This is a genomic window from Ensifer sp. Root423, assembly GCF_001426275.1.
Taxonomy (GTDB): Bacteria; Pseudomonadota; Alphaproteobacteria; order Rhizobiales; family Rhizobiaceae; genus Ensifer; species Ensifer adhaerens.
Genome location: NZ_LMEG01000001.1, coordinates 468,090 through 491,785, shown reverse-complemented (window position 1 = coordinate 491,785; position 23,696 = coordinate 468,090). Strand labels below are relative to the sequence as shown.

Genomic DNA, 23,696 nt, shown 5'->3' with positions numbered 1-23,696 from the left:
GCATGTGCCCTCGCCCGCTGCATGTGTCTGCGGCCGCGGGCGGGACTGAAATTCGTCGGAAAATCAAAATGCCGGCGCGCCGATCCCGTCGGCACCGGCATTCGCGGGCAAGCGGCCCGGCTGCTGGGTCCGTCCGCGCCGCCGCGCATTGCCGGGCTCGCGCTTGTTGACGGCGTGCAGCACCGAGGTGTGGTCGCGCCGAAAGATCCGCCCGAGCGCCGGCAGCGATAGATCCGGACGCTCGTCGTAAACAGCGGTCATGCAGCGGTGCCGCGGCTCGACCAGCCGTCGCTCGCGGCCAACCCCGATGATGTCCTCGAAGCTGATCCCAGGATAGGCGCCAAGCACCTCCTCGATGATCGCCCGCACCGGCCGGCGGTTGAACAGATCGCTGTTTGCCGCGGCCGTGGCACCGCAGATCAGCCGCGCCTGCGAGAGGATGCGCGCCTCGGCATCGGCGAGCGCCAGTTCCAACTCCTGGATCCGGCTCGCCTGCGCCCGCACCTGAACGGCGACGATGCCGACGAGATCGTCGAGCGTCGCCGGTTTTGCAGCCGCGCTCCCCGCTTCGTCCCCCGAGAGCATCCTTTCCGCCGACCCTTCCGCTGCGCGGCCCGGTGCCTGTCCTGTCGTCAATTCAGTGCCTTCAGACCGCATGGAAAGCCTCCCTCGAAACGGCTGGATTGAGATTTGCACGCTCGACGCCGGACACGAGCCAGTCGCGAAACGCATTCCGCGCCGCCGGATTTTGCGGGGCCGTATCATCCGGCTGCCTATCAGCTGCGCTTTCGGTCGGGACGTTCGCGCCTTGCGCCCGCCCGTCGGAGGAAACTGCATCCCGCCCGGCCTTCGCTGCCGCATGCGCCTGACGGAAGCTTTCGACCATCGCCCGCACCCGGCTGCGGCTTGCCGGCGATCGCCGATCGCGCGGCGTCAGCGCCGCAACCATCTCGCGTTTGCGGGCAAGATCCGCCCTGAGACCCAGCGCCTCCGCCTTGGCGAGCGCTGCCAGCACCGGCGGCTTGGGTATCGTGCCGAGAAGCACGTTGGGATTGGCGGCATAGTCGCCGCGGATCAGTTTCTGCGTCGCCGCCGAAAGCCCCGAGGCCGGCACGCCCGAAAGCGCGTAGTGGTAGACCGCAATGATCTTCCTCGGCTCGATCGTCGGGGGCATGGTCATGCCGGCCGTCTGCATCGCATCGAGGCTGCGCAGCACCGCCGCCTCGTTGACGCAAGCCAGCCGCTCAGTGAGCGCGGTAATCTCCCGGCCCAAGGTCGAAAGCCGGGCCTCCGCCGGCGAAATCATCATCTCTGAATAGGTCATTGTTCTCGTTTCCGTTCAGTTGGTTTTCGATTGTCTGCCTGCATTCCCGCTGATGGCGGGCAAAGGCGGTCTCGTGTGGCGGCGCTTGGGGGTGATGGCCGCGACGGGCCTGTCCGCCACCGCGCAACCCGCGGCCGCCGGCATTGCGCATCCAGTTTCGCCAGGTGGCGGCCCAGTCGAGCTTGGTCGCATCGCGTCCGGATTTGGCGCGCCAGTAGTCGCGGAACTTGTCGAACTCGACGCCGGCCTCGGCCCGGCCGAAGCCGAGGCCGGCGGCAAAGTCCCAGTCGGGCTCGAAATCTTCAGGCAGCCGCATCGCCCGGCCGCTCCCGTTGCGCCGCGAGCCTGCCGCATCCGGAACGGCTGCAGCCGGAACCGGCCGGTCGGCGTCCCCACCCGGATTCGGGTCGGGAGAGTTAGTTTCTTTAGGGGGTGTGGGGGAGCTTTCTTTATCAGAGAGGGCACCGTCGGCCGTCACCGTGACATCGCGTGACGTCACGCGGGCCCGACGGCGCTGCTGCCTTTCGCGGTCGCCCGCCCGGCGGCGCTCGATCTCGGATACGTGCCCCGCCTCGGCAGCGCGCACGGCAGAAAGGATTATCTCGGGCGACGCGCCCGATTGAACCAGGGCTTCGACGATTGCGGTAATGCGCATGCGCTCAAGCCCTCGCCGGCCGGGGGAAAGGAGAACGCACCACCTGGCGGGAGAAGACGCCCGCCACCCGGCTTGGACGACGAAGCCCGGCCTTGGAACCGACGTCCCCGGTCGCCAGCCGCCCCGGAGTTTCGCGCGTCGGCAAAACCCCGCGCCCTCCCGGCGCCTTCCCTGTCAAATCATTGTCAGCCATGCAGCTTCCCATGCCTTCCCCTTTGGCCGTGCCCATTGGCACGGCCATTCGTCGCGCCTGCCGCGCGCCCGCTTCCGATTGTTCTTCCCGTCACCGGCCAGTCGCCTCGCCGCCCACCGTCAGGCAAGCAGCCGGTCGCCTTCGCCGTCCCCTCCCGGTGTCAGGGGGGCCACGCCTCCGCCGAAGGAGGCACTGCAACGGCCGAAACCCGTGACCTTGGCGCCGCCGGCACGCACTGGCTGCGCGCCGGCTGCTCTCCACCGACGTGGCGCACGTCACCGACCACGGACCGTCATCGGCCCGCGTGGCAACCATGCGCCGGCGCGCCGGCATCGATTGGAAAAGCGAGAGGTCGCCGGGGAGGAAACGACGGCCTCTCGCCTGGACCACCGCACAAGATGCGGCGATCGATGCTGAATGCGCCCCCTGGTCGGCATCGGCTGAGACGGATCGATCATCCGCATCCAGTCCGCTTGCTGGCCCACTGGGCGCCGTGACGGTTGCTGCAGCGGTTTCTGCCGCTCATTTCCGTTGACATCCTATTCATAGTAGGATTTCTTATTGCCATCAAGAGGAAAAATCCTATTGGACGACGGAAACGGAATCTGGGATGCCAGTGCCATGGACGAATTGCGCCACCTCATCCGGGAAGCAGTCGACGCGAAGAAGACGACCTACAAGGATCTGTCGATCGCGATCGGGAAGAACCATGCCTATATCCAGCAGTTCGTGGAGCGGGAGACGCCGCGGGAACTGCGCGAGCGCGACGCCCGCGCGATCGTCGAGCTGATCCAGGGGGCTGCCGCCGCCGGCGAAGCCGCGCCCAGACGCGCGCCGGGTTTTGCGCCGCAGATCGTGCCCGGCGAGCAGCTCGTCGGCCATCGCGACCTGCCGATCTTTGCGGCCGCGCAAGGCGGCGACGGCCATGTGATCGTCACCTTCGATGCGGTCGAATATGTCAAGCGCCCGTCCGTGCTCGAGGGCGTCAAGGGCGCCTACGGTATCTACCTCACCGGCAGCTCGATGATCCCGGCCTATGAGCCGGGCGACATGGCGCTCGTCCACCCGCACCTGCCACCTACGCGCGACAAGGACGTGGTGCTCTACCACGTTCCCCCCGCCAACGATGCCGAGGCAATCATCAAGCGGCTCGTCTCGTTCAACGACCGCGAATGGACGCTGAGGCAATACAACCCCTTCCTGGAGTTCACCGAAAGCCGGGTCGAATGGTCCTTCTGCCACCGTGTCGTCGGCAAATACAGCGCGCGGTAAGCGGGGCGAGCACCACAAACAATCACAGGATTTTAAAGAGATTGAGCGGCAATCCGGTCGGGATCGCCGAGCAGCCGCCGCTTAGGTACGCCGCAATTTTTCAGCCCGCTCGTCGCGCTTTAAGTCTTTGATTTCTCGCCCATCGCCGCCGCAAACAGCACAAATAAGCGAGTTGCCTTAGTCGGAACACCGATCGACCAAGGCCTGAAAAGCAGCGTCAACCGCTGTCCGAGGGCTGGTTGCGACCACCCAGATCGGATCGGCCGCAGCGACGACCCTATCACCGGAACCACCAAGGTCAGCCGCCCGAACCGCCTCGAAAATGGCGCAGGCGCGCTTGCTCCTGCGATTGTACGCAAGCTCGAACATGGCCTCCGGAGGCCCGGCAGGATCGGCAAACACCTGCACGACATAGGCCCGAAATCCGCGCCTGTCGTCGCAAAAATTGATCTGTCGCAGGAGAACGGGGCTCAACTCGGCCTCGTCAACCGGAATGGGCGAAGACCAATATTGACCGGTAGACGGCTCGCCGCTTGCACGACTGTCGACGGACATCATTTCACGCCTCCCAACGTTGCGCGACGACATTACCACGGCGCACCCGGCTCGTAACCAATGAACATTGAGTGGCGCCCAAGCGGTGAGCGCCTTCTCGACCGCTCACGGATGTGACCGTTACGGGCCACCCCTGCCCGGCGACAGCCGTCACGCCGCCATCGCCTCCTCGATCTCCGTGGGCAGGTCGCCGATCGTAAAGAGCACCCTGGCATCCTCGAACTCACCGGTCGCCAGGTCGCCCGAGCGGCTGAAGGCAATCACCCCCACCTTGGTCGCCGCGAGCCTTTCGGCCAGCCGCTGGGCATGCTCGGGTCCGGTCGCCTGCACCGGATCGTCGGCGAGAAATGCGCCGCGGCTCCCCAGTGTGAAGCTCTGAACGACGAAGTAGGTGATCATCCCATGCTCCTTTTCCGCCACCTGGAATGGCGGCCCCACAGTGGCGCAATCACGCGAACAAAACAAGAACAAACAGGGCGTCATCGACAACTTGAACAAGGCAATTCCTGCCGGCAGTGTTTTTCCTATTGACTGGCAGATAGGATTTTTCCTATATCTACATCAGAAACACAGCCGGAGGGGCCGACAGGGAACCCGCGAAGGGTGTTCCAGTGCGCACCTCGAACAGACGAGGTGAACGATGTCGGATGCGATCTCCGTGGACGCCGCAACGGCGATGAGCGCAGCACCCTTTCTAAAGCGCCGAGAAATCATTCTCGCCATGATGACGCTCGGTGCCGGCACCTTCTGCAACGAGACCGACACGACGGGCACCACCTACCGAACCGCAGCCGACTGGCTCGATGTGCATGACGGCGAGCATGTGGAGCGGCTAATCCGCTTCGATCTCGACGCGCTTCACGGCGAAGATGTTACCGAGACCGTCGCCGATGCCTGGCTGAACGGTTTCGAGCAGAGCCCCGAGCAGGAACACAGACTGCCCGCTTTCGTGCGAACGTCGCAGGCATGGGAACGCTGGTGCGCCGATTTCAGCGCGCAGTGCGCGCCTTTCGGCCAAACCGCCCACGGCACCCTCAACCACCGCCAGCAGTTCGGAACCAGCCTGCGATGACCGTCACGCTCGACAGATCCGCCCTCTTTGCAGCCATCGAAGCCTTCTGGGAAACCGAAGGCGGCAACGATCGCGGCATCGAGGCGGCGATTTCGGCTTACCTGCAGCGCCAGGGGCTCACCACCTTCGACGGCATGGCGACGCGCAAACGCGCCACGCTCGCCGCCACCACCGCCCGGCCCGCCTGACCTTCGCCTGCCCGGACGCCCCCACACGCCCAATATTGGCAATCTCCAATCATTTGCGAACATGCTAATAGACAGCAAAGGCATCGCGGAGGAGACAGTCCATGCCAAGGCTTGCGCAACTCTATTTCAAGACCGCAATCATCTTTCTGATCATCGGCCTCTGCATGGGCCTGCACATGGCGATCAGCCAGGACCATGCAGCAACGCCGGCCCATGCCCATACGAACCTGCTCGGCTGGGTGACGATGGCGATCTTCGGCATCTATTACGCGCTCAACCCGGCCAAGGCCGAGCGGCGGCTCGCGCTGATCCAGTATTATGTCTACACGTCAGGCGTCGCGGTGCTCGTGCCCTCGCTCTATCTGATGACGACAGGCAGGCCCGAGATCGAGCCCATCGTTGCCGCCGCGTCGATCGTCGCCTTCCTCGGCGTGCTGCTATTTGCCGTGGTGATCTTCAGCAGCGCTGAAAGTCCCGCGCGCGCCAGCACCGCCCCATCGCGGTAGGTAGGCCGCTGCAGCCCGGGGCACCTCGTATCGCGTCACTTCGATGTCGATTTCAGCACGCGATGGGTCGCATCGTCCAGCGCATGGCCGGTTTCGACACCGTCCTGCCGAAAGCCGCGCGCCGTGTTGGCGCAAGCCGAAAGCACAAGCACCGCCAGGCACAGGAACGTCAGCATCGCCTTTGACATGATCGTCTCCGTCTTTTCCCCAATCGGAAATGAAGCTCCGACCGGCAAAGTCAATCGATAGCCTTGAAAACCGACCCGTGAAGCGACCACAGGGGCGCGCCTGCCCGCCCGTGCGCGGGCCACTTTATTTTGGCAACCGTACCAGAATCAGCGAATCCGGCCTTTCCCGCTCCGGCGGATGCACGTTAGCTTCCGTACCGCGCAGTACGTTCTTTCTGGACTGCGCTTCCCCGCACCCCGAGCCATTTTGGGTGCCTGCTTGCCCCGCCCTCGTGCGGGGCTCTTTCTTTCTAGGGGCCTGCCGGGTCGTTACCAACCGGTCTCAATCAACCTTGAACACTGCGTCGCCGACGAAGACGATGACATATTGTCCGCCCTCACCCTCACGCGCCCAGCCCTGCAGCACCGCTGCATAGGGTGCGCGCTTCCAGGCGTCCGGATGATCCGGATCGACGAGAACCGTGACCTGCGGTCCCTGACGATAGATCATCATATGCGAACGCGCCGGATCCCACGCCTCGCCCAACTTCTCGTCCGTACGCCAGAGACAGAGAAAGTCACGGCAAAGCTGCGGCCGGTCCTCATAGATCCGGCATCCCGCACCCGTGCAATGCCGACACCAGGCATTGGCCGGCTTCTCCAGCGCATCGATATCCGGCAGGCGGCAGCAGAGCGTGCAGGTGCCGCAGGCGCGCTCGGCGAGCGGGGTGGCGTTGAAATCGGAAAGTGCGGTCATGCGGCGAGGTCTATCACCGTGCCCGGCCGCAAGGAAACCCGCAAAACTTCGACGTTACCCGACCGCCGACGCCGAACGATTGCCGACGCCGGCCTATGTGAGAGAACGATCGCGATCGTCATGCGACCGCCCAGCCGTTATCCGATGCGCGGACAGCCGCTGCGGTTCGCCAGATAGATCCGGGCATATTGGCCGCGCCGGGTTTCGCCTTCAACGACGATCCGGTTGCGGCTCATGGCGGCAATTTCTGGATCGCGCAGCCCGGCGCGATAGGCCCGGCGCAACGCCTGACCGGTGCTGCAGCCGCGCGGGCGAACGTAATCTTCGTCGTCATAGCGCCGCTCGCGACGGAAGTCGTCGCCGTAATAATCCCGGTCCCGGCCGATATAGAGGTCGAGTGATTGCGCCGGCGAGACGGCCGGCATTGCAGTGACCGATCCCGCGGCCACCAGGGCCGCCATCAATAGCTTGCTCATCACGCTTGTCATGTCTGCCTCCTCCACTTCTTGGCGCATCAGCGCGAACGTGGATGAAGGAGAAACAGGATAGCGGCCAAAAAGTTTCGCAGAAAACGCTTTGACGTCAGGCTGCGCACCAGTGCCGACCCGCTTGAATGCCGCCTTTTGCGATTGAAGGATACCCGCAGAAACTGTAGCAGCCGGGCGCACTCCACGTGTGCGAGCCACTCGACACAGCGATTTTCGCTCCCCATATCCGTGCGATCGTATGGATTGCCACGCCTGTGCTTTTGATTTAGTCCGGGTTCATATTGTTTATGACAAATGTCGGAATGAGCATGACGGATATCGCGTATCCCTTCAAGAATCGATCCGATGCCGAGTCGATCACGGATCGAAGCTTGTTTGATCGCATCGCGACCTGGTACGAGACGACCAAGGTCGAGCGGCGCGAGCGCAGGATGAACCACGCGGTCGATCTGCGCTGCGTCAGCCCCCAAGGGCAGACGTCGCTCTATCCCGATGACCTGCCGCTGATCTTCCTGACCCGCAACGACGCCAAGCTCATGCCGGGCTTCCTCGCCCATTACCGGTCACTCGGGATCACCCGCTTCATCTGCGTCGACGATGCCTCGACCGACGGCACCCGCGAATATCTGCTCTGTCAGCCGGATGTCGACCTGTGGGCATCCTCGGTCCGCTACAAGGATGCGCGGCGCGGACGCGCCTGGAGAGAGTCGCTGTTCGCACTGTATGGTGGCGAACGCTGGTACGTGAACGTCGATTCCGACGAATTCCTGATCTATGACGATTGCGAAAACCGCACGCTCTGGTCGGTCATCCACGCGCTCGAGGGCCTGAAGATCTCGCGCCTCCCGGCACCGATGCTGGACATGTATCCGGTCGATCTCGGGGCCGCCGACATCGACCAGTTGCAGACCAGTGCCCCCTGGGAAGTCGCCGATCATTTCGACAGCCGCGGCTACACGCTGACGACGACGAAGCGGGCGATCACCATCAAGGGCGGCGCTCGCCACCGCGAGTTCGACTCGGACCTGGAAATGATCAAGTACCCGCTGATCTATTGGGACGAAGACTGTCGCTTCGGCCCTAGCATCCACCAGCCGCTCCCCTATCAGCGCAATTTCTCGTCTATTCTTGGCACGCTGCTGCACTTCAAGTTCTTTGCCGACTACCAGAAGGTCATCAACGACGCGGTGGCCGATGGGCAATATTTCGACGGCTCGGCGGCCTACGCCAAGATGACGGATGCACTCTCCAGCACTGGCGCCCTGCAGCTCTTTTCCGAGTCTTCGATGAAGTTCGACGGATCGAAGCAATTGCTGCGGCTCGGCTTCATTACCGCGGTCCCGAAGGCTCCCGACGAAGGCACCCGCTAAGGCGGGTTTGTCGGTTCGCGCTTTCGCTTAGCCGGCTGTCGATGGGGAAAACCACCCGGCTCATGTTTACACTTCAGGGACAGCCGCACACGTCGGGGCGGTCACAGCCGCCCCACGCCACGTTTGGCATGTGTTTTTCAACCGACCCGCGAACCGGCCCGTTGATAATTCGACCAACCGCTCCATTTACAGCTTCAAGGCACTTAACCTGAGGAGAAGCCTTGATGAATCGAAACACCATCATCGGTATCGTGGTTGTGGTCGTGCTCATTGTACTTGCTGTGATGTTCCTGAAACCGGGGGCGAACCAGCAGGCAACCGAGACAGCGCCGACAACGACGACGACACAGCCGGCAACGACCGAGCAGCCAGCAACGACCCAGCAGCCCGCAACGACAGACCAGTCGGCGACGCCGCCAGCAACAACCACGCAGCCGGCCACGACGCAGCCCGCGACGACCCCGTAAACGCCCGCGAGCACCCGGCGCCAAAAACGCAATCACCCACGGGCGTCGCCCGTGGGTGATCCTTCATCGGAATTTTAAAGGCGAAGCGGCGACGGACGTCGCCCAAGCCGCGGGCGGGCCCGCGCTATTTCCTCACCACGGCCTGGATATTGGAAGGCATCATCGAATCGATCTTGTGATCGTCGGTGTATTTCCACGTCGTATCGTACTGCTGGGTAATGAAGACGTCGAAGAACCGGGCCGAGCGCGCCATGAGTTCGATGAACGGGCGCGCCAGCGGAAACACGTCGCACTGCAGCAGAATGCGCTGCATCAGAATGCCGATCGTTTCGAACGGCATGCTCGAGCCACGCAGGTCCTCGATCTCGCTCCAGTCCTTGAACAGCATCTTGAAGGAGAAGGGCGTGAAGTGGAAATAGTTCTCGGGCCCCTCGTGGAAGGAGAACACCGCCGAGGCGGAGATGATCAGCTTGCCGTTCGGCTTCAGGATGCGGCGCATGTCGTCGATCAGCCGCTGCGGATCGGGAACATGTTCGAGCAGGCCGGTGCAGAGCACGATGTCGTAGCTTTCGCTCTCGATGGCATCGAGATGGTAATGCGTGTCGACGACGAGATCGGCCTTCTTGCGATCGGACTTCGAGACCAGGAACGAGTTCGGGAAAAACTCAGTATAGTCAACGTCTTCGGTGTGAACGATGATCGTGCGCTTGTTCGAAGCATTTTCCTGGCATAGCCGGACCAGGTTCTTCGTCGAAAGCTTGCCCCCGAAGTAGTTCTTTCGCGAGAGCTTTTGCCAGCGCGTGCGTTTCGCCCGCTGTTCCTTGCCGCTAAGTTCCGGGGAAGTCATTTCCGTCATGGATTACCCGCCTTTGTTTTGTGGCGCTGGCATATCTTATCGGCGGTAAGCATTGCAAGCGCCATGACTGTCAGTACTGGATTGGCGTAGCCGTAGGAGGTGAAGACCGACGCGCCTGCCGCGTAGAGGTTGTCGACCCCGTGCACCCGGCCATCGCGATCGATGACGGACATGTCGGCCGAGCGGCCCATACGCGTCGTGCCCATGAAATGGGAATGGATGCCGGTGATGTCCCAGGGCTTGCCTGCCGGCGGCAGCGTCGAGATCAGCTTGCCGATATTGTGGCGCAGCAGCAGCCCGGAAAGCTCGTCCAGAAATTCGCGGATCGACGCCTGGTCATCTTCTGTCAGCGACCAGCGCACGACGCCCTTCGGCAGCCCATGGGGATCGCGCGCCTCGCTCAACTCGACCCTGTGCTCGGCATTGGGATGTTGGTCGAAGAAGCCGCGCACCACGAGGATCGAGCCGCCCGGCCCGAGCAACCCCATCTTGCCGATGACGTTGAAGGCGACCTGGCCGACAACCGCCAGAGCCGAGGTCAGGCGACGACGCAAGGTCGATTGCGGGCGATCGCCGCCCTCGCCGGCAGCCACCACGTGCTGCGCATGTTCGAGGAGCTTGAGCCCGATTGATTCAAAGCGCGGCGAAAACTGAACATAATGGTTCAGCTGCTCTCTCTTCTGACCCTTGCGCACGCCGACACCGAAGCGCAGCGAGCTGCTGCCGCTCTTGTGATCGCTGAACAGCGGCCCTGCCGTCTTCACCGTCTTGAACAGGTGAATGCGCCCGACATTCGCCTTCGGATGGGTGGAAAAGAAGCGGCCGATATTGTCGTTTACCAAAAACCCGCCTTGGCGGCTGTTCAGCATGATGCGCGGGTTTTCGAGCCCCCCCGCGCAAAGCACGAATTCCGGGGCGGAAAGCTCCACGGTTCGCCCCTCGCCGATCGCCGCCCGCACCGCACCGACGCGATCGCCGGCGGCGGTCGGGATCACCTGCAGCACGCGGCAATTATAGACGATGGTGAGATCAGGGTTCTTGCCCGCAAGCGCCTTCAGATAATCCTGACCGTTGAAGGCCGGACGGCTCCACTGGAACCGCTTGACCGAGACGGCCGGGTCGGAGACAAAATCCCGCCAAGGCGCCGAGCCGCCGTCATAGGCTGGCACCTGGTCGATGGCGCCGATCGGCTTCAGCTGCAGGAGTTCGATCGCCTGCTGGTAATATCCATCGAGTTCAGCGCGCTCCAGCGGCCAGTCGTTGCCGGACGTCAGGTCGACATCTTCCAGCGGCGCGACACGCCCGGACCAAAGATTGGTCGCGCCGCCGATCTGGAATGAAAGCCCGAACGGCTCCTGGTTGGCGATCTCGAAGAAGGGCGAGCTGTCGGAGTTGACGAGGTTGTCGCCGGTTTCAAGCAACGTGACCTTCAAGCCCTCCGCCAAGAGCCGCGTCGCCATGGCGCAGGCCGCAGCCCCCGACCCAACAATCAGCACATCGGAACCGATCGCCTGCAGGGCCTCGTCGCTGCACGCACGCGCGTCAATAATATTCCTGGTGTCCGTCATCGCTACTGCACTTCCACCCGCGGTTTCAAATGCCGGATGTCCCGACCTCGTCACCGTCATAGCTAATTGAGCAAACCGGGCAAGCGCGCTCGTCGATATAATCAGGGAAAACCGGCCCGGGTAGCAGACGGGAGGCGGCGTTCACACGCCAGAATAGAAGGTTTGTGATCAGGACATGAGTGACGTTTTCGATACCCAGCCTTCCCGCAACCAGTGCTATGAATGAGCCCTTGCCCCCACGGAGCCCCGAATGCGCGTCGTCTTCCTCTCTTCGCTGCTCTTTCTTTCATCCTGCATACCGCACATCCCGGAGGACGTTCTCGACGCCGGCTGGTGCAGGGAGATGGCGGCAGCAAGGGCGAAGGCGACAGGCAAAGGGCGGGAAAACCTTGCCGCGGCGATGATCAAGCATGACTGCGCGGCCAAGCTCGCCGCGCCAGTCCCCCAGTGAGCCGATTGCCCTCTGAGCCGTTGTTCATCGGCCACCGGTTGCTGCGGGAAAAGAGGCCCGCTTGACGCGGGCCTCAGTTGTGTCTCGTCACCGGATAGCCGACCGGCATCTGCCAGAGCGAGATGTCGGCGATCTCCGGCTTCTTCACGCCCTCTCCCGTCTCTGCGCCGATATCGCGCAGCATACGGTCGGAGAGGTGGCTGAGCTGGTTGAGCGTCCGCTGACGCCTCCAGGCAGCAAGCAGGAAAGCGCCGACCGTGCGGCGGAAGCCGAACGTTCGAAAAAGGTCGTCCATGATCGCCGGCAAGGCGCCAGCGGTGGTCAGTTGCAATTCGCGCATGATTTTTCCCGCCGCGCAAAGCGGTCGGGTCCTCTAGATTATGGATGCGCGCGGACACGGAACTACGTTCCGGAAGCCGGTCACATCAAGTCAAAATGGAAGATACGAAAAGGCGGAACTCAGGACGCAATTATGCGCCGAAGTAATACACAGGATTACGGCACACTCGTCGTGACGGGTGAACCATTCCACCAGAGGCGCGCATCTGAACAAAATTGATATTCATCGTATGCCTCCTCTAGTTTGAGCTCCGATTTGGGGAAAATTACACAGGATTACTTTGTCGGCAAGAGGACAATCTGCAGACGCAGGATTGAAGATGCGCCTGTTGCATGACGGCAACACCAGCAATGCGGCGGGCTTTGTGAGCCTTTCGACCACCCCTGGTTCGGGCGTGACCGTCATCAACGGAAACGATCCCAATTGCACCGTCAATTGAACGGAGCCTGCTGATCTCGAAAACATAGGGGCGGCCGACGCCGAACGGTGCCGGCGGCACAACCGGCCGAGGGTCGGTCGCGCCGGCCGCGACGCCTTGTGGCCCGCACTTGAGGATCGGTGATCCAGCCCTTATGGAACAGACATCAATTCGGCTCAGACCAGACGGATGTTTCCATGAATTTCGACGTTCAGGACCTCAACGGCGCCTGCCACTGCAAAACGGTTCGCTTCAATGTTCGGCTGAAGAATGGCCTCCATACGGCCCGCCGCTGCACCTGCTCATACTGCCAGCTGAAGGGCGCGGTTGCCGTCTCGGCGGCCAAAGACGGCGTGACTGTGCTTTCGGGCGGCGAGGCGCTGACCAAGTATCAGTTCAACACAAATGCAGCAGAACACTTCTTTTGCTCGAAATGCGGCATCTACACCTTTCACAAGCCGCGCTCCAACCCCGATTTCTACGGCGTCAACGCAGCCTGTCTGGAGGGCGTGAGCCCCTTTGATTTTGAAGATTTGCCGGTCAACGACGGCATCAATCATCCGATGGACACCAAGGGCTCAACCGGCCCCCGGCTCGCCGGAACCCTGCGATATTTTCCGGCCAAGTGATTCACGAGCCCTGCAAGACACGGCGCGACGGCGGCCCGGCCGTCGCGCGTGCTTGGCGACTGATCGCCGGAAGACCGATCATGCTGGCCCAGCCCTGTCTTTGCGATCCTCATCCGCCGCCCGTCCCACGGGTCAGCGGAATGCGCGCCACCCACTGGGGTCGCAACATCGAAACGGTAGATTTTGCAACGGAAACGGGCCGTGACTTCTGCCCAGAAGCCCGGACACATGCGATCGACGTAAATATAGGAATTGTAATCTAATCAGCGCTTTAGGAGAAGTTTTGGTGGGTGATCACGGGCTCGAACCGTGGACCCGCTGATTAAGAGTCAGCTGCTCTACCAACTGAGCTAATCACCCATCCGCGACCGCTGCGGTGTGTCCCGCTGCTGTCGTGAGGGGGCGTATAAAGGCGTTCGGTTTGGTTGTCCAGCGCCTTTGTGAAAATCTTTTGAAAAATCTCGTGGGGCTAGAGCACCCCCTGTGGAGAACTCGCCCGCTATCAACCGGGCGCGTTCCGGCCACCCCTCGCGCCTCCCTTCGGGTACAGGCCACAGGGGAAACGCGACGAAAGACCCGTTTGACGCGAGGCGCATGCTCGGCATACTGCAGTGAAGCGGGCACACGAAACGAGCGATGATTGGAGAGGTATCCCCATGCGCAGCACGATCGCCACAGGAATGCTCGTCGGTATCCTTGCCGGCTTCGCCACCGAGGCGAAGGCCGAAGTGCCGTTCTTCAACGCCACCTGCCCCGGCCGTATCGAGGTCCACGCCGATCAGGGCGGTCCCGTCTTCATCAATGGCAGCCAGGCCCGTCTGAAGCGGTTCAGCAGCGATTATTACGAGGCGAGCCAGGGACGAACCACGATCTCGATCAGCGTCAACCGCGATGGTTCGCCTTCAATCAGCTATACGCGCCGGGGCGCCGGCAACGGCGTCTGCCGTGTCACGTCTGCCGGCGGCAACACACGGCCACGCCCGGAACGCCCGCCGCAATACGACGACACGCAGCAGCCGGATCGTGTCGACGCAAGAATGATGCCGCGCTTCTGCCAGGGCGAAGCGTCTGCCGCCTTCGGCGTGCGTCCCAACCGGATCACCGTCAATATGGCCTTCCGAAGCGGCCGCTACTATTGGGTGCAGGGCAACTACGATGGCGGCCGCGGCGTCACCTTCTTCAACTGCCGCTTCGACCTCAGGGGCAACTTCATCGACGTGCGCTGACGACGGGGATGATTGAAGGCAAGAATCTAGCCGTTTCTGACCGCTCCGGCGGAAACGGCTGTGAGTTTATCATTGCGAGATGCAAATACCCTCTTGAGTGTGATGAGGTCGTGCGCTAAAGCGACGCCACGGATGGGTGATTAGCTCAGTTGGTAGAGCAGCTGACTCTTAATCAGCGGGTCCACGGTTCGAGCCCGTGATCACCCACCAAAACTTCTCTTAAGACGCTGATTAAGCTGAATTTCCCAAGTCTTATGCCGACGCCTCAGACGTAGAGTTCGCCGGCCGCAATCTTCACCGCATGGCCGCCGATGCGGGCGTTGCTGATTTCGCCGCCCGAGATGTCGAGATGCAGATGGATGAAGGACGGCCGTCCCATTTCCACGCCCTGCTCGACCAGCACCGGATGATGGCCGTCGACGAACTGGTCGAAATAGTGGATCGCGCCGGAAAGGGCGGCAACGGCCGAGCCGGTTGCCGGATCCTCCAGATTGCCGGCACCAGGGCCGAACTTGCGGGCGTGAAAGCGCGCCGTGTGGTTCACGCCGCCGCGACAATAGACGTAAGCCGCGGCCAGCCGTCCCTCGGCCATCGGCGTCAGTTGCTCCCAGCGCAGCGAATCGAACTCGATCGACGAAGCCGCCGCCACATCATGCACCGGCACCATGACGAAGGGTGCGCCCGCGCTCCAGAACGACGGCACGTGATTCTCGAAACCGATCTGCGAGAGTTTCAGGCTTAGCGCATCGGCGATCGCCTGCCGGTCGAAGCGTGCGTCGAGCCTGACCGATTTTCGCGGCAGGTCGAATTCGGCAAAGCTCGCCTGCCCGGGCTTGAGCCGCACGGCGCAGCGCACCGGCCCAACCTTCTCCTCCAGCACCTGCACGAGGTCGAAGCCTTCCTCGGTCGCGCCACGCTGGGCCTCGGCGATCGCAATTGCCGCACCGACGGTCGGATGGCCGGCAAAGGGCAGTTCCTGGGCAGGCGTGAAGATCCGGAGCTTCGCCGTGTGCGCCGCACCGCCGGGCCTGCGGATAAACACCGTCTCCGACAGGTTGAATTCCTGCGCGATCGCCTGCATCGCTTCATCGTCGAGCCAGTCGGCACCGAAGACCACGGCCAGCGGATTGCCTTCCAGTCGCCTGTCGGTGAAGACGTCGTAGATCGCGTAGCTGAGCGCCATTCATGTCCCCTTGCGAATATGCGCGAACTTTGCAGCGTCGGGACGCGGGCGGCAAGGCTTAAAAGCGCCGGTACACAGCTCGGCGCGGATCACGTTTTCTTTAGCTCCGGCTCCGGCAGCACGCTTCGCCGCTCACGCGGCCAAAAACCCTCCCAGCCGTAACCGGCGCGCATCCGCCGCCGCGCGGCCGCGTGGCGACCCCCGCTAAAACGCACAAATACAAGGAGATGCGACGTCCCGTTGATTCGAAATCAGAGCGGTTTCTCGCGCCGAAACAGCCAGTCGAGGATCGGCGGTATGAAGGGTGGATAGTTGTGCGCCACGGGATCCGGGCCGAAAACCGCGATCGCCTCGTCAATCTCCGGCTCCGGGTCCGCGGCAATGTGCTCCGCCACGCGCGCAACCAGCGCTGCCGCCTTCTCCGGATAGCGATAGACGCGGATGAGCGTCACGGCGCGGCCCATATGCAGCAGGTGATAGCCGGGCTCCACCGTCGCGAGCGAAAGGTCTATGCCGGTTTCTTCCATCGCCTCGCGGCGGATATTGCCGTCGATGTCGCAGCCGCCATCGACGATATCCTCGGGCTCGAGCGAACCGGAGGGGCTGTAGACCCGGCCCGGATTGGCCGTGTGCCCGCCCATGCGCACGAGGATCAGCGCACCGTCGGAAGAAAGGATCGCCGGCATGGCAAAGAGATGAAAGGCACTCTTTGCTCGCGTCTTCCGCCACCAGAGAAAGGTCGAATAGGGCACCACATGCCCCTCGCCCCGCAGCCGGCCGTCCGCGATGCGAAGCGCCCTGAGCAACACCATCCGCCCGTCGAAGAGGTGCGGGTTGGCGGTAATCTCCCGTTGCCAGTTTTCCTGCGCGCGCTCCACCTGCTCCTGATGAAACGGATGCGCCGCGCCGGTGACGCGGACATCCACCGCATCGATCGGGATGATGACGCCTTCATCCGGCCAGGCGTCCGTGTTGCTTTCAAGCGCGCTCATGCTCACACATCCAGGGTGATGGCCACGGGGCAATGGTCGGACGCCTTCGGCCGGTCCCAGCCGGTGCGCGGATAGCGCTCCACCTCCAGATCAGGCGGAAAGATCGTGCGGAACGGCTGGCCGCCGCGAATGACCTCGGGCACCTGGTGCGCGTTGCGCTTGGCAAGCGCCGGCGAAAGCCAGATATAGTCGAGCTGGCAGAGATGCCGCTCCTGCGGCCCGCGGCTGTGGAACAGCGTCCAGCGATCCATCACCGGACGGCGCAGCATCGGGTTCTCGACAAAGCCGTCGCGGGTGAAGACGTCAAGCGAACTCGTCTCCTCCTCATGCGGCACGAACTGGTAGCCGGTGCGCCGGTCGCCGAGGATGTTCACCTTCTCCTGGTAATCGTTCATGTCGCCGCAGATCGCGAACATCTTGTCGGCCGTCTTCCCGCGGCCGAAGCGGCTTTCGATGATGTGGCGCACGGCCGAGGCTTCGGCCACGCGCAGCGGCATCGTCGCCTGCCGGCCGTCGAGCCCTTCGCGCGCCGGCCCCATCGACTTGAAATGCACCACGTAGAGCGTCAGCGGCCGCCCGCCGATCCTTAAGTCCAGCTCCAGGCAGTCGCGCTTGAAGATCCGGTCGGCCGGCCGGTTGGTAAGCGCTATTCTGTCGTTGAAGAGGTCGAGGTCCTCATAGGTCAGCCCCGCATGGCTCTTCACGTCGAGGCATTCGATCGGCTGGCCGTCGCGCGTCTCCTCGCGCATCAGCACGGCGACGTCGATCCCGCGCGAATCATTGCCCTCTATCAGGTACTTCTGGCGATAGCCGTTGCCGACCATGCGAAAAAGGTAGTTGTATTCGAAGGCCTGCAGCGAGGCCATGTTGTCGGCTTCCTGCAGGCAGAGGATATCGGCATCGCAATCGGCGATCGCCAGCGCCGACATCTGCCGCGTATCGTCCGTATGCGCAATCGTGCGCGCCTCCTCCAGCCGCTGGTACTCGGCTTCCGTCTTCACGTCGAAGAGCCGGAGCACGCGGTCCTGTTTCAGCTGGTTGCGAAAGCCGGAAAAATCGAAGCGGCTCAAAAGGTTTTCGATGTTGAAGGTGGCAAGGCGAAGCGACATTTATCAATTCCGTGGCATGAAATGCGGGGAGCTTAAGCAATTCCAGGAAAAGTGTGAAACGGTTTTCCGTTCGGAATTGCGTCATCTCAAAAAGCAATTCCAGGAAAAGTGTGAAACGGTTTTCCGTCCGGAATCGCGCCATCTCAAAAAGCAATTCCAGGAAAAGTGCGAAGCGGTTTTCCGTCCGGAATCGCGCCATCTCAAAAAGCAATTCCAGGAAAAGTGTGAAACGGTTTTCCGTTCGGAATTGCGCCATCTCAAAAAGCAATTCCAGGAAAAGTGCGAAGCGCTTGTCCGTCCGGAATCCATTGAAAACCCGTACACCCCGGCGGCCTTCAGCTTCGAGCGCGACCTATCGCGTGGGACCGCCGCCGCAAATATGATCCATGTCATCCAGAACACGAACCAATGTGCTCATATGGCATTATCGCGTTGTCTCTTGCACTTGTTGGAGGATGGGGTTGAACACGGAAATCGAAATCAAGCTCGAGCTTCTCCCTGAAGATCTCGATCGCTTCGCCGCATCCGGGCTTCTGGGTGAGCCGGCGCGCGTCGAAAGCCAGCGGTCGGTCTATTTCGATACGCGCGCCCGCGACCTGTTCCAGTCGGGTTTCACGCTGCGCATCCGCACGGTCGGTTCTGCCCGCACCCAGACGATCAAGGCGACGGGAGCGAGCGCCTCGGTTTTCGCCCGGCCGGAATGGGAGCAGCCGCTGGACAGCGACGAGCCGGTGGTCGACCACACCACGCCGCTTGCCGCCCAGTTCGACCTCGAGCCAGGCGATCTGCAGGCGCATTTTGCCGTCGATGTCGAGCGCACCACCTGGAAAGTGAAACAGGATGGCGCCGACGTCGAGGTCGTGCTCGACCGCGGCCTGATCACCGCGGGCACCCGCCAGACCGCGATCGGCGAGATCGAACTTGAGCTCAAGGACGGCGCGCCCGAGGCGCTCTTCACGCTCGCCCGCCGTATCGAGGCGATCGTTCCCATCCGCTTCGGCGTCATGTCCAAGGCGGAGCGCGGCTTCCGTCTCATCGATGCCGAGCAGATGGTCTTCAAGGCCGAGCCGGTCGAACTCGACCGCGAGATGCGGGTGGCAAAGAGCTTCCGCACGGTCGCCCTTGCCTGTCTTCGCCACCACCGCCTGAACGAAGACGTGCTGCGCGTGCGCCAGAACCCGGAGGCCCTGCACCAGGCTCGCGTTGCCCTTCGGCGCCTGCGATCGGCCTTCTCGCTCTACAGGGATTTGCTTCAGGACGACGAAAGTACGCGCCTGAAAGGCGAGCTGAAGTGGCTGGCGGGCGTCTTCGGCAAGGCCCGCGACGTCGACGTTCTCCTGGCCCGCGCATCCCAGCCGGAACTTGTCGAGTGGCTGAAGACGGCCCGCGCCGCCCGCTATCGGGAGGTGTTCGCGGCGCTCGATGACGGTCGCGGCCGCGCCCTCATGCTCGATCTCCACCAGTGGCTGCACTGCGGCGCCTATCTTTCATCGCCGCCCGCCGAACTTCACGATCGGCCCGTGACCGATTTTGCCGAGGCCGTGCTCGACCGCGAGCGCCGGAAGCTGAAGAAGCACGGCCGCGCGCTCGCCAAGATCAACGACGAGGAGCGGCACGAGGCCCGCAAGGACGCCAAGAAGCTGCGCTATGCCGCCGAATTCTTTGCGACACTGTTCGACGACAAGCGTGGCGCCAGGCGCCACAAGCGCTTCACGGCCGCAATGGCCGCACTGCAGGATGAACTCGGCACGCTCAACGATCTGGTTTCGGCGCCGAATGTGCTCGGCGAGATCGGCCTCGAAGATCACCCGGACGCCGGAACGCTCGTCGTTCAGGCCAACAAGGACAAGCTCATCGACCGCGCGCAGGCTGCGCTCGACGACGTGATCGACGTCAAGCGCTTCTGGCGTTGAGCAAGCCGGGCAAACCGACGTCGGTTTATCCCGGCACCTTGGCCCCCCTCATGCCGCAACCGTGATCTTCGGCGGCTGCCAGGTGCCGTCGAGGATCGCGTCCTTGCCCCAATAGGCGCGAATGTAGAGCGAGAAGATTCCGTGCGGCGCCGGCAGCCAGTTGCTGTCCTTTTCCCCGCCGGGGCGCTCGGCGCTCACGTAGAGCGTCAGCGAGCCGTCCGCATTGCGCTTCAGCCTGTCGCTCTTGGTGCCCAGCGAATAGCGCTTGAAGTCGTTGGTGTGGAAGAGGTGCTTGTCGTCATAAAGGGTCAGCGACCAGAAGCCGTTGACCGGCGGTTCCTGGCCGGGCGCAAAGGTGATCTCGTAGAGTTTCACGCCGGTCAGCTGGTCGCCGGCGCCGTCGAAGTCGGTATAGAAATACTGCGTCTCGCTCGGCCGGTTGTTGAACATGTTCGACTTGGCGGTGCCGGTCCGGTTGAAGTAGTCGATCCCCCATTGCGCATTGTTGACCGAGCGGTTCCAGCCATTGCCGGCCGGCAGCCCGTTGCGCTGCCATTCCAAGAAGGGGTGGATGACCTTGTTCTCGGTCTCGATCGCGGTGTCGACGAGCATGCCCCGAAGCTCGGGATCCCGCTCGGCCGCGTCGAGCAACAGGCGGAACTGGGCAAAAAGCGCCTCCTCCCCCGGCAGCGGATCGACCGCGGCGATGGCGTCGCCGAACTGGTCGAAGAACGTCTCCGGCGTCACCCATTTGGTTTCGGCGTCGGTCGCGCCGCCGTTTAAGGGCGGAGCCGGAATGTCGGTCAGCTTTGCCCATTCGATCGTCTTCGCCTCGCCGGTAAACTCTTTCAGCGGATAGAAAACCACCTGGTTGATCAGCGGCTGGACCGCCTGGTTGTCGTCGCTCACGTCGGTCTGGAAGATGCGGGGAATGGCGCTCGCAAGCGATGTCGGGGAGCGGATGATGTCGGTGATGCCGGCGGGCTTCAGCCCGTCCCAGTCGGGGCCGACAAGAAGATAGAAGCCGGGCCGCGTGCCATAGGGCTTGCCGAGCTGGCCGAACTGATCGGTGCGGGCATCGTAGAGCGAATAGAGCCAGAAGCGGTCGCCGAAGTCGGGCACCTGCGCGACGACGGGCTCATCGTCGAGCTCGAAGAAACCGAGGCCATAGACGACGTCCTGGTTGGGGCATGTGACGAAGGTTTCCGACGGCTCGATATAGTCGTGCAGCATGCCCACCTGGCCGCGCGGGGCCACCGGCGAAAGGCCACCGAGCAGACCCGCATAAGGCGCCTGGGTGACCTTGGCCCTGCGGTTCAGCATGTTGACGATCGGCCAGCCCCAGATATAGGCCATCTGCCCGATCGTACGGGCATAGCCTGGATGCATGGCAACGCCGGTCACCGGCAGCGTCGGCGCTCCCGGCCCGAGCGCTTGCTGCGCCTCGGCGGGCGTGGCCGAGGTAACGACCGAGGCGGCGGTCAAAGCCGCCGGAACGGCCGCGCCGGCACCGATCGCGGCAAGCGAGGCTGCTCCGATCCCGCCTTTCATCATGTCGCGTCGAGTGATTTCAAGATTGCTGCCGGATGTTTTCATCATCGTCTCCAGGCGTCCTGATCAATCAGCTTTCGAAAGGCACCCGCACAGGCGCCCCGTTTTTGGCACACCGTCCATCTCGCCCGGCTTCGTCCTCGCGCCGGAAAACCGGCCTTTCGCCCTCACCCGTGACGGTTCAGGACACGGATCGCTCGCAAGAATGGTTCTCTGTTTTTTTTCCTCAACTGCGGCATTTCAATGCCCAGCAGCACGGATCCGCACAGGGCCATCGGACACCGCGCGTGAGGACCGCTATCCTGCCGAAACAAGCCGTTCGGCGAAAGTACGTAACTGTTAAAATACGATGCAAACGATCACGTAAAGCAGGGCGATCTTCCTTTCACCGATCGCCCCGCCTTGAGGAACCGTCGCAGGCTCAGCGGCGGCCGTCCTGCGCCGCCATCGCCCTTTCGATCCTCAGCGCCAGGTCATCACTCACCGGCACCATCGGTAGGCGCATCTCCGGGCTGTCGATCAGCCCCGCGCGCCACAGCCAGTGCTTGATCGGTCCGGGGCTCGGCTCGGCAAAGAGCAGCCGCGGCAGGTCGGCAAGGCGCTGCCAGGCGGAAAGCGCCCCCGCCTGGTCGCCGGCAAGCAGCCTGTTGCGAACATCGGCGAAGGCTGCCGTCTGCACATGGGCGGACGCCGTGATCCCGCCTTCGGCCCCTTGCGTCAGCGCCGTGTAGAACAACGGGTCCTCGCCGGTCAGTACGGCGAAATCGCGCGGCTTGTGGCGCAGCAGATCGAAGGATTGCGTCGCATCCGCCGAACAATCCTTGACGCCGACGATGTTTCTCCGTTCCGCCAGTTGCAGCATCGTCTCGTTGCCGAGGTTGACGCCCGTCCGGTAGGGAATGTTGTAGATCAGGATCGGCCGGTCCGTGGCATCAGCAAGGGCCGAGAAATGCGCAAACAGCCCCCGCTGCGACGGCCGCGTGTAATAGGGGCAGGCAATCAGATAGCCATCGACGCCCCAAGCGGCCATCCGCTCCAGCGCCTTCACCGACTTCCGCGTATCGCTGCCGGAAAGCCCGAAATAGACCGGAATGCGCCGGCCGGATCCAGCCAGGGCCTGATTGGTGATCGCAACCACCCGCTCGCACTCCGCCTCGTCGAGCGCCATGCCCTCGCCCGTGGTCGCGCCGAGAATGAAGCCATCGATCGGCTCGGCCGCATAGTGGACGACCAGCCGGCGGAGTGAGCGCTCGTCCAGTTCACCATGGCGAAAGGGCGTGATCAGCGGCAGCCAGAGGCCGCCAAGGCCCGGCGATTGCGTTGAAGCTGTGCTTTCCATGAAATTCCATCTCCTTGAAAAAACCGGAGACGGAGAGCGCAAGCGAAAACCCCGTCCGAACCGGCGGGGTCGATCTGATCCTTGTGCTTGCTATGCTCTGCGCGCAACGACCGACAGCCCCGGGTGCGGGGCTTTTTTCACAGTCGTCAGTTTGGCGAGGCGGCAGGTCATGAGCGCGAAGGTCGAACAGTCCGGCTGCATTGTCAAGGAGGACCCGCTCCTAGCGACGACGTGCCTGCGCTCCCCGATCGTCGCAGCAACGCCTCGATCTTGCAATTTTCAGTTGTTTACAGTTACTTGGCCGCATCAAATCCAATCTTGCAGCAGGCCTGGCGAAGGCTGCTGAAGATTGCATGACGCCGTGCGCGGCACGCGCTTCGACAGGCTGATACAGCGCTCGCCGGCAATCCAATCCGCTTAGCCCAAACTTGAGCTTCCGCTCAGTCCGGACATGCGCTTGCGCTCAGTCCGGACATTCCGCGCCGGTATCCACCCAGGCTGTGATCAGCGCGGCGAACTCCGGTTGCGAACCGGGCGGCGCACTGCGGCCCTCACCCGGATGCCAGGCCCAGCCGACCAGGTGATCCTCGCCCATGTGCTTGCTGAGATCGGCATGGGAGCGGTTGCCGTTACGCTCGGTGTCCTTCACCTGTTCGCAGATCTCGCGAACGGTGAGGCCCTGCCAGGCCATGCTTTCGGGCGCCAGCTGCCAATGGGCGTTGCCGGGGATGGATTTCAGCCGGCTGCCGACGATCGCCCGGTTCTCCGCGCCGTGGCAGGTGCTGCAGGCAAGGCCGGCCGGCCCCATCGAACTGTCGGCGGCGATCATCAGTGGCACATGCGGGTGCATGTCCTCGCCCTGCGTCGGGCTGCGCGTTGCCGGGTGACAGTTGATGCAGCGCGGATGGGTGAGCACCCGGCTTGCCTCGGCAAAGATCGCCTTCGAGCGCTGGCGCGCGTCGGTGATCGAGGCAAAGTCGGCCGCGCCTTTCAAGGCGCCGCCGCTGGCGGTTTCGGCAAAACCGTTGACCGGCTCGAAAGTGGCGATGAGACCTGCGGCCACGAGCGCGGATGCAAGCGAGAGAGCAAGAGCGGGCCTGTTCATGG

Annotated in this window: 27 protein-coding genes and 2 tRNA genes; 12 read left to right on the top strand and 17 right to left on the bottom strand. The window is 63.0% G+C overall.

The genetic code is table 11. From position 1 onward, the window contains the following. Positions 1–63: 63 nt before the first annotated feature. Genes ASD01_RS02470 through ASD01_RS02460 form a run of 3 tightly spaced genes read right to left on the bottom strand, consistent with a single transcriptional unit; the run spans position 64 to position 1,979 of the window. Complete coding sequence (locus tag ASD01_RS02470) at positions 64–657, bottom strand: helix-turn-helix domain-containing protein (RefSeq protein ID WP_060643541.1); 594 nt, start codon at positions 655–657, stop codon at positions 64–66. Then, positions 647–1,324: a hypothetical protein gene (locus tag ASD01_RS35930; protein ID WP_159415454.1), complete on the bottom strand. Its 678-nt coding sequence runs from the start codon at positions 1,322–1,324 to the stop codon at positions 647–649. The genes ASD01_RS02470 and ASD01_RS35930 overlap by 11 nt, the downstream gene beginning before the upstream one ends. Continuing rightward, the gene (locus ASD01_RS02460; RefSeq protein ID WP_060643539.1) at positions 1,245–1,979 is read right to left on the bottom strand and encodes a hypothetical protein; all 735 of its coding nucleotides are present in this window, start codon (positions 1,977–1,979) and stop codon (positions 1,245–1,247) included. The genes ASD01_RS35930 and ASD01_RS02460 overlap by 80 nt, the downstream gene beginning before the upstream one ends. An 814-nt stretch (positions 1,980–2,793) precedes the next feature. On the opposite strand from ASD01_RS02460, the gene ASD01_RS02455 reads away from it, so the two are divergent. Continuing rightward, positions 2,794–3,444 carry a S24 family peptidase gene (locus tag ASD01_RS02455; protein WP_082566246.1) on the top strand — a complete coding sequence of 217 codons (651 nt, stop codon included), beginning with the start codon at positions 2,794–2,796 and terminating at the stop codon, positions 3,442–3,444. A 705-nt stretch (positions 3,445–4,149) separates the two neighbouring features. Here ASD01_RS02455 and ASD01_RS02445 read toward each other — a convergent pair. After that, entirely contained in the window at positions 4,150–4,398 is a 249-nt protein-coding gene (locus ASD01_RS02445) for a hypothetical protein (protein ID WP_034793442.1), read from the bottom strand. Between the two features lie 241 nt (positions 4,399–4,639). Between ASD01_RS02445 and ASD01_RS02440 the strand changes: the two genes are divergently transcribed. The 3 genes from ASD01_RS02440 (at position 4,640) to ASD01_RS02430 (ending at position 5,765) form a co-directional block, all read left to right on the top strand. After that, entirely contained in the window at positions 4,640–5,071 is a 432-nt protein-coding gene (locus ASD01_RS02440) for a hypothetical protein (protein ID WP_034793413.1), read from the top strand. Beyond that, positions 5,068–5,259 carry a hypothetical protein gene (locus ASD01_RS02435; protein ID WP_034793412.1) on the top strand — a complete coding sequence of 64 codons (192 nt, stop codon included), beginning with the start codon at positions 5,068–5,070 and terminating at the stop codon, positions 5,257–5,259. The genes ASD01_RS02440 and ASD01_RS02435 overlap by 4 nt, the downstream gene beginning before the upstream one ends. A gap of 101 nt (positions 5,260–5,360) precedes the next feature. After that, complete coding sequence (locus ASD01_RS02430) at positions 5,361–5,765, top strand: heme-copper oxidase family protein (RefSeq protein ID WP_034793402.1); 405 nt, start codon at positions 5,361–5,363, stop codon at positions 5,763–5,765. A 35-nt stretch (positions 5,766–5,800) separates the two neighbouring features. Here ASD01_RS02430 and ASD01_RS02425 read toward each other — a convergent pair whose 3' ends face one another. The 3 genes from ASD01_RS02425 to ASD01_RS02415 form a co-directional block, all read right to left on the bottom strand. Then, the gene (locus ASD01_RS02425; protein ID WP_034793400.1) at positions 5,801–5,953 is read right to left on the bottom strand and encodes a hypothetical protein; all 153 of its coding nucleotides are present in this window, start codon (positions 5,951–5,953) and stop codon (positions 5,801–5,803) included. 322 nt (positions 5,954–6,275) lie between these two features. After that, on the bottom strand, positions 6,276–6,689 hold the full coding sequence (locus ASD01_RS02420; RefSeq protein WP_034793398.1) for a hypothetical protein: 414 nt from the start codon (positions 6,687–6,689) through the stop codon (positions 6,276–6,278). A 137-nt stretch (positions 6,690–6,826) separates the two neighbouring features. After that, a complete protein-coding gene (locus ASD01_RS02415) occupies positions 6,827–7,357 on the bottom strand; it encodes a hypothetical protein (protein ID WP_234798745.1) in 531 nt (176 codons plus the stop codon). A gap of 203 nt (positions 7,358–7,560) precedes the next feature. Here ASD01_RS02415 and ASD01_RS02410 point away from each other — a divergent pair, with 203 nt between their 5' ends. Together ASD01_RS02410 and ASD01_RS02405 are read left to right on the top strand one after the other, a co-directional pair. After that, entirely contained in the window at positions 7,561–8,547 is a 987-nt protein-coding gene (locus ASD01_RS02410; protein ID WP_034793796.1) for a glycosyltransferase family 2 protein, read from the top strand. A 224-nt stretch (positions 8,548–8,771) separates the two neighbouring features. Continuing rightward, positions 8,772–9,014 carry a hypothetical protein gene (locus tag ASD01_RS02405; RefSeq protein ID WP_034793396.1) on the top strand — a complete coding sequence of 81 codons (243 nt, stop codon included), beginning with the start codon at positions 8,772–8,774 and terminating at the stop codon, positions 9,012–9,014. Positions 9,015–9,138: 124 nt separating this feature from the next. Here ASD01_RS02405 and ASD01_RS02400 read toward each other — a convergent pair whose 3' ends face one another. Further along, entirely contained in the window at positions 9,139–9,870 is a 732-nt protein-coding gene (locus ASD01_RS02400) for a class I SAM-dependent methyltransferase (RefSeq protein ID WP_051659275.1), read from the bottom strand. Beyond that, positions 9,867–11,438 (bottom strand): GMC oxidoreductase, encoded by a 1,572-nt coding sequence (locus tag ASD01_RS02395; protein WP_034793394.1) that lies wholly within the window; start codon positions 11,436–11,438, stop codon positions 9,867–9,869. Before ASD01_RS02395 ends, ASD01_RS02400 begins: the two co-directional genes overlap by 4 nt. 250 nt (positions 11,439–11,688) lie before the next feature. Between ASD01_RS02395 and ASD01_RS02390 the strand changes: the two genes are divergently transcribed. Continuing rightward, positions 11,689–11,889: a hypothetical protein gene (locus ASD01_RS02390; RefSeq protein ID WP_034793392.1), complete on the top strand. Its 201-nt coding sequence runs from the start codon at positions 11,689–11,691 to the stop codon at positions 11,887–11,889. Between the two features lie 73 nt (positions 11,890–11,962). On the opposite strand, the gene ASD01_RS02385 is transcribed toward ASD01_RS02390, so the two are convergent. Beyond that, a complete protein-coding gene (locus tag ASD01_RS02385) occupies positions 11,963–12,229 on the bottom strand; it encodes a DUF1127 domain-containing protein (protein ID WP_034793390.1) in 267 nt (88 codons plus the stop codon). Positions 12,230–12,844: 615 nt separating this feature from the next. Between ASD01_RS02385 and ASD01_RS02380 the strand changes: the two genes are divergently transcribed. Beyond that, positions 12,845–13,276, top strand: a complete 432-nt coding sequence (locus tag ASD01_RS02380) for a GFA family protein (protein WP_034793388.1) — start codon at positions 12,845–12,847, stop codon at positions 13,274–13,276. Positions 13,277–13,560: 284 nt separating this feature from the next. Here ASD01_RS02380 and ASD01_RS02375 read toward each other — a convergent pair. Next, positions 13,561–13,636 (bottom strand) — tRNA-Lys (locus ASD01_RS02375). 296 nt (positions 13,637–13,932) lie between these two features. On the opposite strand from ASD01_RS02375, the gene ASD01_RS36100 reads away from it, so the two are divergent. Together ASD01_RS36100 and ASD01_RS02365 are read left to right on the top strand one after the other, a co-directional pair. Then, positions 13,933–14,502: a hypothetical protein gene (locus ASD01_RS36100; RefSeq protein ID WP_063979481.1), complete on the top strand. Its 570-nt coding sequence runs from the start codon at positions 13,933–13,935 to the stop codon at positions 14,500–14,502. A gap of 134 nt (positions 14,503–14,636) precedes the next feature. Next, positions 14,637–14,712, top strand: a tRNA-Lys gene (locus tag ASD01_RS02365). A 55-nt stretch (positions 14,713–14,767) separates the two neighbouring features. Here the strand turns inward: ASD01_RS02365 and ASD01_RS02360 are convergent. From ASD01_RS02360 to ASD01_RS02350, 3 genes are all read right to left on the bottom strand, one after another. Next, positions 14,768–15,685: a PhzF family phenazine biosynthesis protein gene (locus ASD01_RS02360; RefSeq protein ID WP_034793378.1), complete on the bottom strand. Its 918-nt coding sequence runs from the start codon at positions 15,683–15,685 to the stop codon at positions 14,768–14,770. A gap of 251 nt (positions 15,686–15,936) precedes the next feature. Continuing rightward, a complete protein-coding gene (locus tag ASD01_RS02355; protein ID WP_034793376.1) occupies positions 15,937–16,677 on the bottom strand; it encodes an NUDIX hydrolase in 741 nt (246 codons plus the stop codon). Between the two features lie 2 nt (positions 16,678–16,679). Next, positions 16,680–17,786 (bottom strand): endonuclease/exonuclease/phosphatase family protein, encoded by a 1,107-nt coding sequence (locus ASD01_RS02350; RefSeq protein WP_034793373.1) that lies wholly within the window; start codon positions 17,784–17,786, stop codon positions 16,680–16,682. Between ASD01_RS02350 and ASD01_RS35250 the strand changes: the two genes are divergently transcribed. Beyond that, on the top strand, positions 17,758–18,288 hold the full coding sequence (locus ASD01_RS35250; protein WP_156552972.1) for a hypothetical protein: 531 nt from the start codon (positions 17,758–17,760) through the stop codon (positions 18,286–18,288). The genes ASD01_RS02350 and ASD01_RS35250 overlap by 29 nt on opposite strands. Further along, on the top strand, positions 18,242–19,699 hold the full coding sequence (locus tag ASD01_RS02345; RefSeq protein WP_226020699.1) for a CYTH and CHAD domain-containing protein: 1,458 nt from the start codon (positions 18,242–18,244) through the stop codon (positions 19,697–19,699). Before ASD01_RS35250 ends, ASD01_RS02345 begins: the two co-directional genes overlap by 47 nt. A 48-nt stretch (positions 19,700–19,747) precedes the next feature. On the opposite strand, the gene ASD01_RS02340 is transcribed toward ASD01_RS02345, so the two are convergent. The 3 genes from ASD01_RS02340 to ASD01_RS02330 all read right to left on the bottom strand — a co-directional run bounded on the left by ASD01_RS02340 (position 19,748) and on the right by ASD01_RS02330 (position 23,694). Continuing rightward, positions 19,748–21,295, bottom strand: coding sequence for a DUF1254 domain-containing protein (locus tag ASD01_RS02340; protein WP_082566244.1), 1,548 nt, complete (start codon positions 21,293–21,295; stop codon positions 19,748–19,750). A 376-nt stretch (positions 21,296–21,671) separates the two neighbouring features. Beyond that, positions 21,672–22,589 carry a 4-hydroxy-tetrahydrodipicolinate synthase gene (dapA, locus tag ASD01_RS02335; protein WP_034793367.1) on the bottom strand — a complete coding sequence of 306 codons (918 nt, stop codon included), beginning with the start codon at positions 22,587–22,589 and terminating at the stop codon, positions 21,672–21,674. Positions 22,590–23,052: 463 nt separating this feature from the next. Continuing rightward, positions 23,053–23,694: a hypothetical protein gene (locus tag ASD01_RS02330; protein ID WP_034793361.1), complete on the bottom strand. Its 642-nt coding sequence runs from the start codon at positions 23,692–23,694 to the stop codon at positions 23,053–23,055. Positions 23,695–23,696 lie beyond the last annotated feature (2 nt).

Coding starts and splice junctions, on each gene's coding strand:
- ASD01_RS02470 (WP_060643541.1), bottom strand. CDS start 657: ATGCGGTCTGAAGGCACTGAATTGACGACAGGACAGGCACCGGGCCGC.
- ASD01_RS35930 (WP_159415454.1), bottom strand. CDS start 1,324: ATGACCTATTCAGAGATGATGATTTCGCCGGCGGAGGCCCGGCTTTCG.
- ASD01_RS02460 (WP_060643539.1), bottom strand. CDS start 1,979: ATGCGCATTACCGCAATCGTCGAAGCCCTGGTTCAATCGGGCGCGTCG.
- ASD01_RS02455 (WP_082566246.1), top strand. CDS start 2,794: ATGGACGAATTGCGCCACCTCATCCGGGAAGCAGTCGACGCGAAGAAG.
- ASD01_RS02445 (WP_034793442.1), bottom strand. CDS start 4,398: ATGATCACCTACTTCGTCGTTCAGAGCTTCACACTGGGGAGCCGCGGC.
- ASD01_RS02440 (WP_034793413.1), top strand. CDS start 4,640: ATGTCGGATGCGATCTCCGTGGACGCCGCAACGGCGATGAGCGCAGCA.
- ASD01_RS02435 (WP_034793412.1), top strand. CDS start 5,068: ATGACCGTCACGCTCGACAGATCCGCCCTCTTTGCAGCCATCGAAGCC.
- ASD01_RS02430 (WP_034793402.1), top strand. CDS start 5,361: ATGCCAAGGCTTGCGCAACTCTATTTCAAGACCGCAATCATCTTTCTG.
- ASD01_RS02425 (WP_034793400.1), bottom strand. CDS start 5,953: ATGTCAAAGGCGATGCTGACGTTCCTGTGCCTGGCGGTGCTTGTGCTT.
- ASD01_RS02420 (WP_034793398.1), bottom strand. CDS start 6,689: ATGACCGCACTTTCCGATTTCAACGCCACCCCGCTCGCCGAGCGCGCC.
- ASD01_RS02405 (WP_034793396.1), top strand. CDS start 8,772: ATGAATCGAAACACCATCATCGGTATCGTGGTTGTGGTCGTGCTCATT.
- ASD01_RS02400 (WP_051659275.1), bottom strand. CDS start 9,870: ATGACGGAAATGACTTCCCCGGAACTTAGCGGCAAGGAACAGCGGGCG.
- ASD01_RS02395 (WP_034793394.1), bottom strand. CDS start 11,438: ATGACGGACACCAGGAATATTATTGACGCGCGTGCGTGCAGCGACGAG.
- ASD01_RS02390 (WP_034793392.1), top strand. CDS start 11,689: ATGCGCGTCGTCTTCCTCTCTTCGCTGCTCTTTCTTTCATCCTGCATA.
- ASD01_RS02385 (WP_034793390.1), bottom strand. CDS start 12,229: ATGCGCGAATTGCAACTGACCACCGCTGGCGCCTTGCCGGCGATCATG.
- ASD01_RS02380 (WP_034793388.1), top strand. CDS start 12,845: ATGAATTTCGACGTTCAGGACCTCAACGGCGCCTGCCACTGCAAAACG.
- ASD01_RS36100 (WP_063979481.1), top strand. CDS start 13,933: ATGCGCAGCACGATCGCCACAGGAATGCTCGTCGGTATCCTTGCCGGC.
- ASD01_RS02360 (WP_034793378.1), bottom strand. CDS start 15,685: ATGGCGCTCAGCTACGCGATCTACGACGTCTTCACCGACAGGCGACTG.
- ASD01_RS02355 (WP_034793376.1), bottom strand. CDS start 16,677: ATGAGCGCGCTTGAAAGCAACACGGACGCCTGGCCGGATGAAGGCGTC.
- ASD01_RS35250 (WP_156552972.1), top strand. CDS start 17,758: ATGTTGAAGGTGGCAAGGCGAAGCGACATTTATCAATTCCGTGGCATG.
- ASD01_RS02350 (WP_034793373.1), bottom strand. CDS start 17,786: ATGTCGCTTCGCCTTGCCACCTTCAACATCGAAAACCTTTTGAGCCGC.
- ASD01_RS02345 (WP_226020699.1), top strand. CDS start 18,242: ATGGGGTTGAACACGGAAATCGAAATCAAGCTCGAGCTTCTCCCTGAA.
- ASD01_RS02340 (WP_082566244.1), bottom strand. CDS start 21,295: ATGAAAACATCCGGCAGCAATCTTGAAATCACTCGACGCGACATGATG.
- dapA (WP_034793367.1), bottom strand. CDS start 22,589: ATGGAAAGCACAGCTTCAACGCAATCGCCGGGCCTTGGCGGCCTCTGG.
- ASD01_RS02330 (WP_034793361.1), bottom strand. CDS start 23,694: ATGAACAGGCCCGCTCTTGCTCTCTCGCTTGCATCCGCGCTCGTGGCC.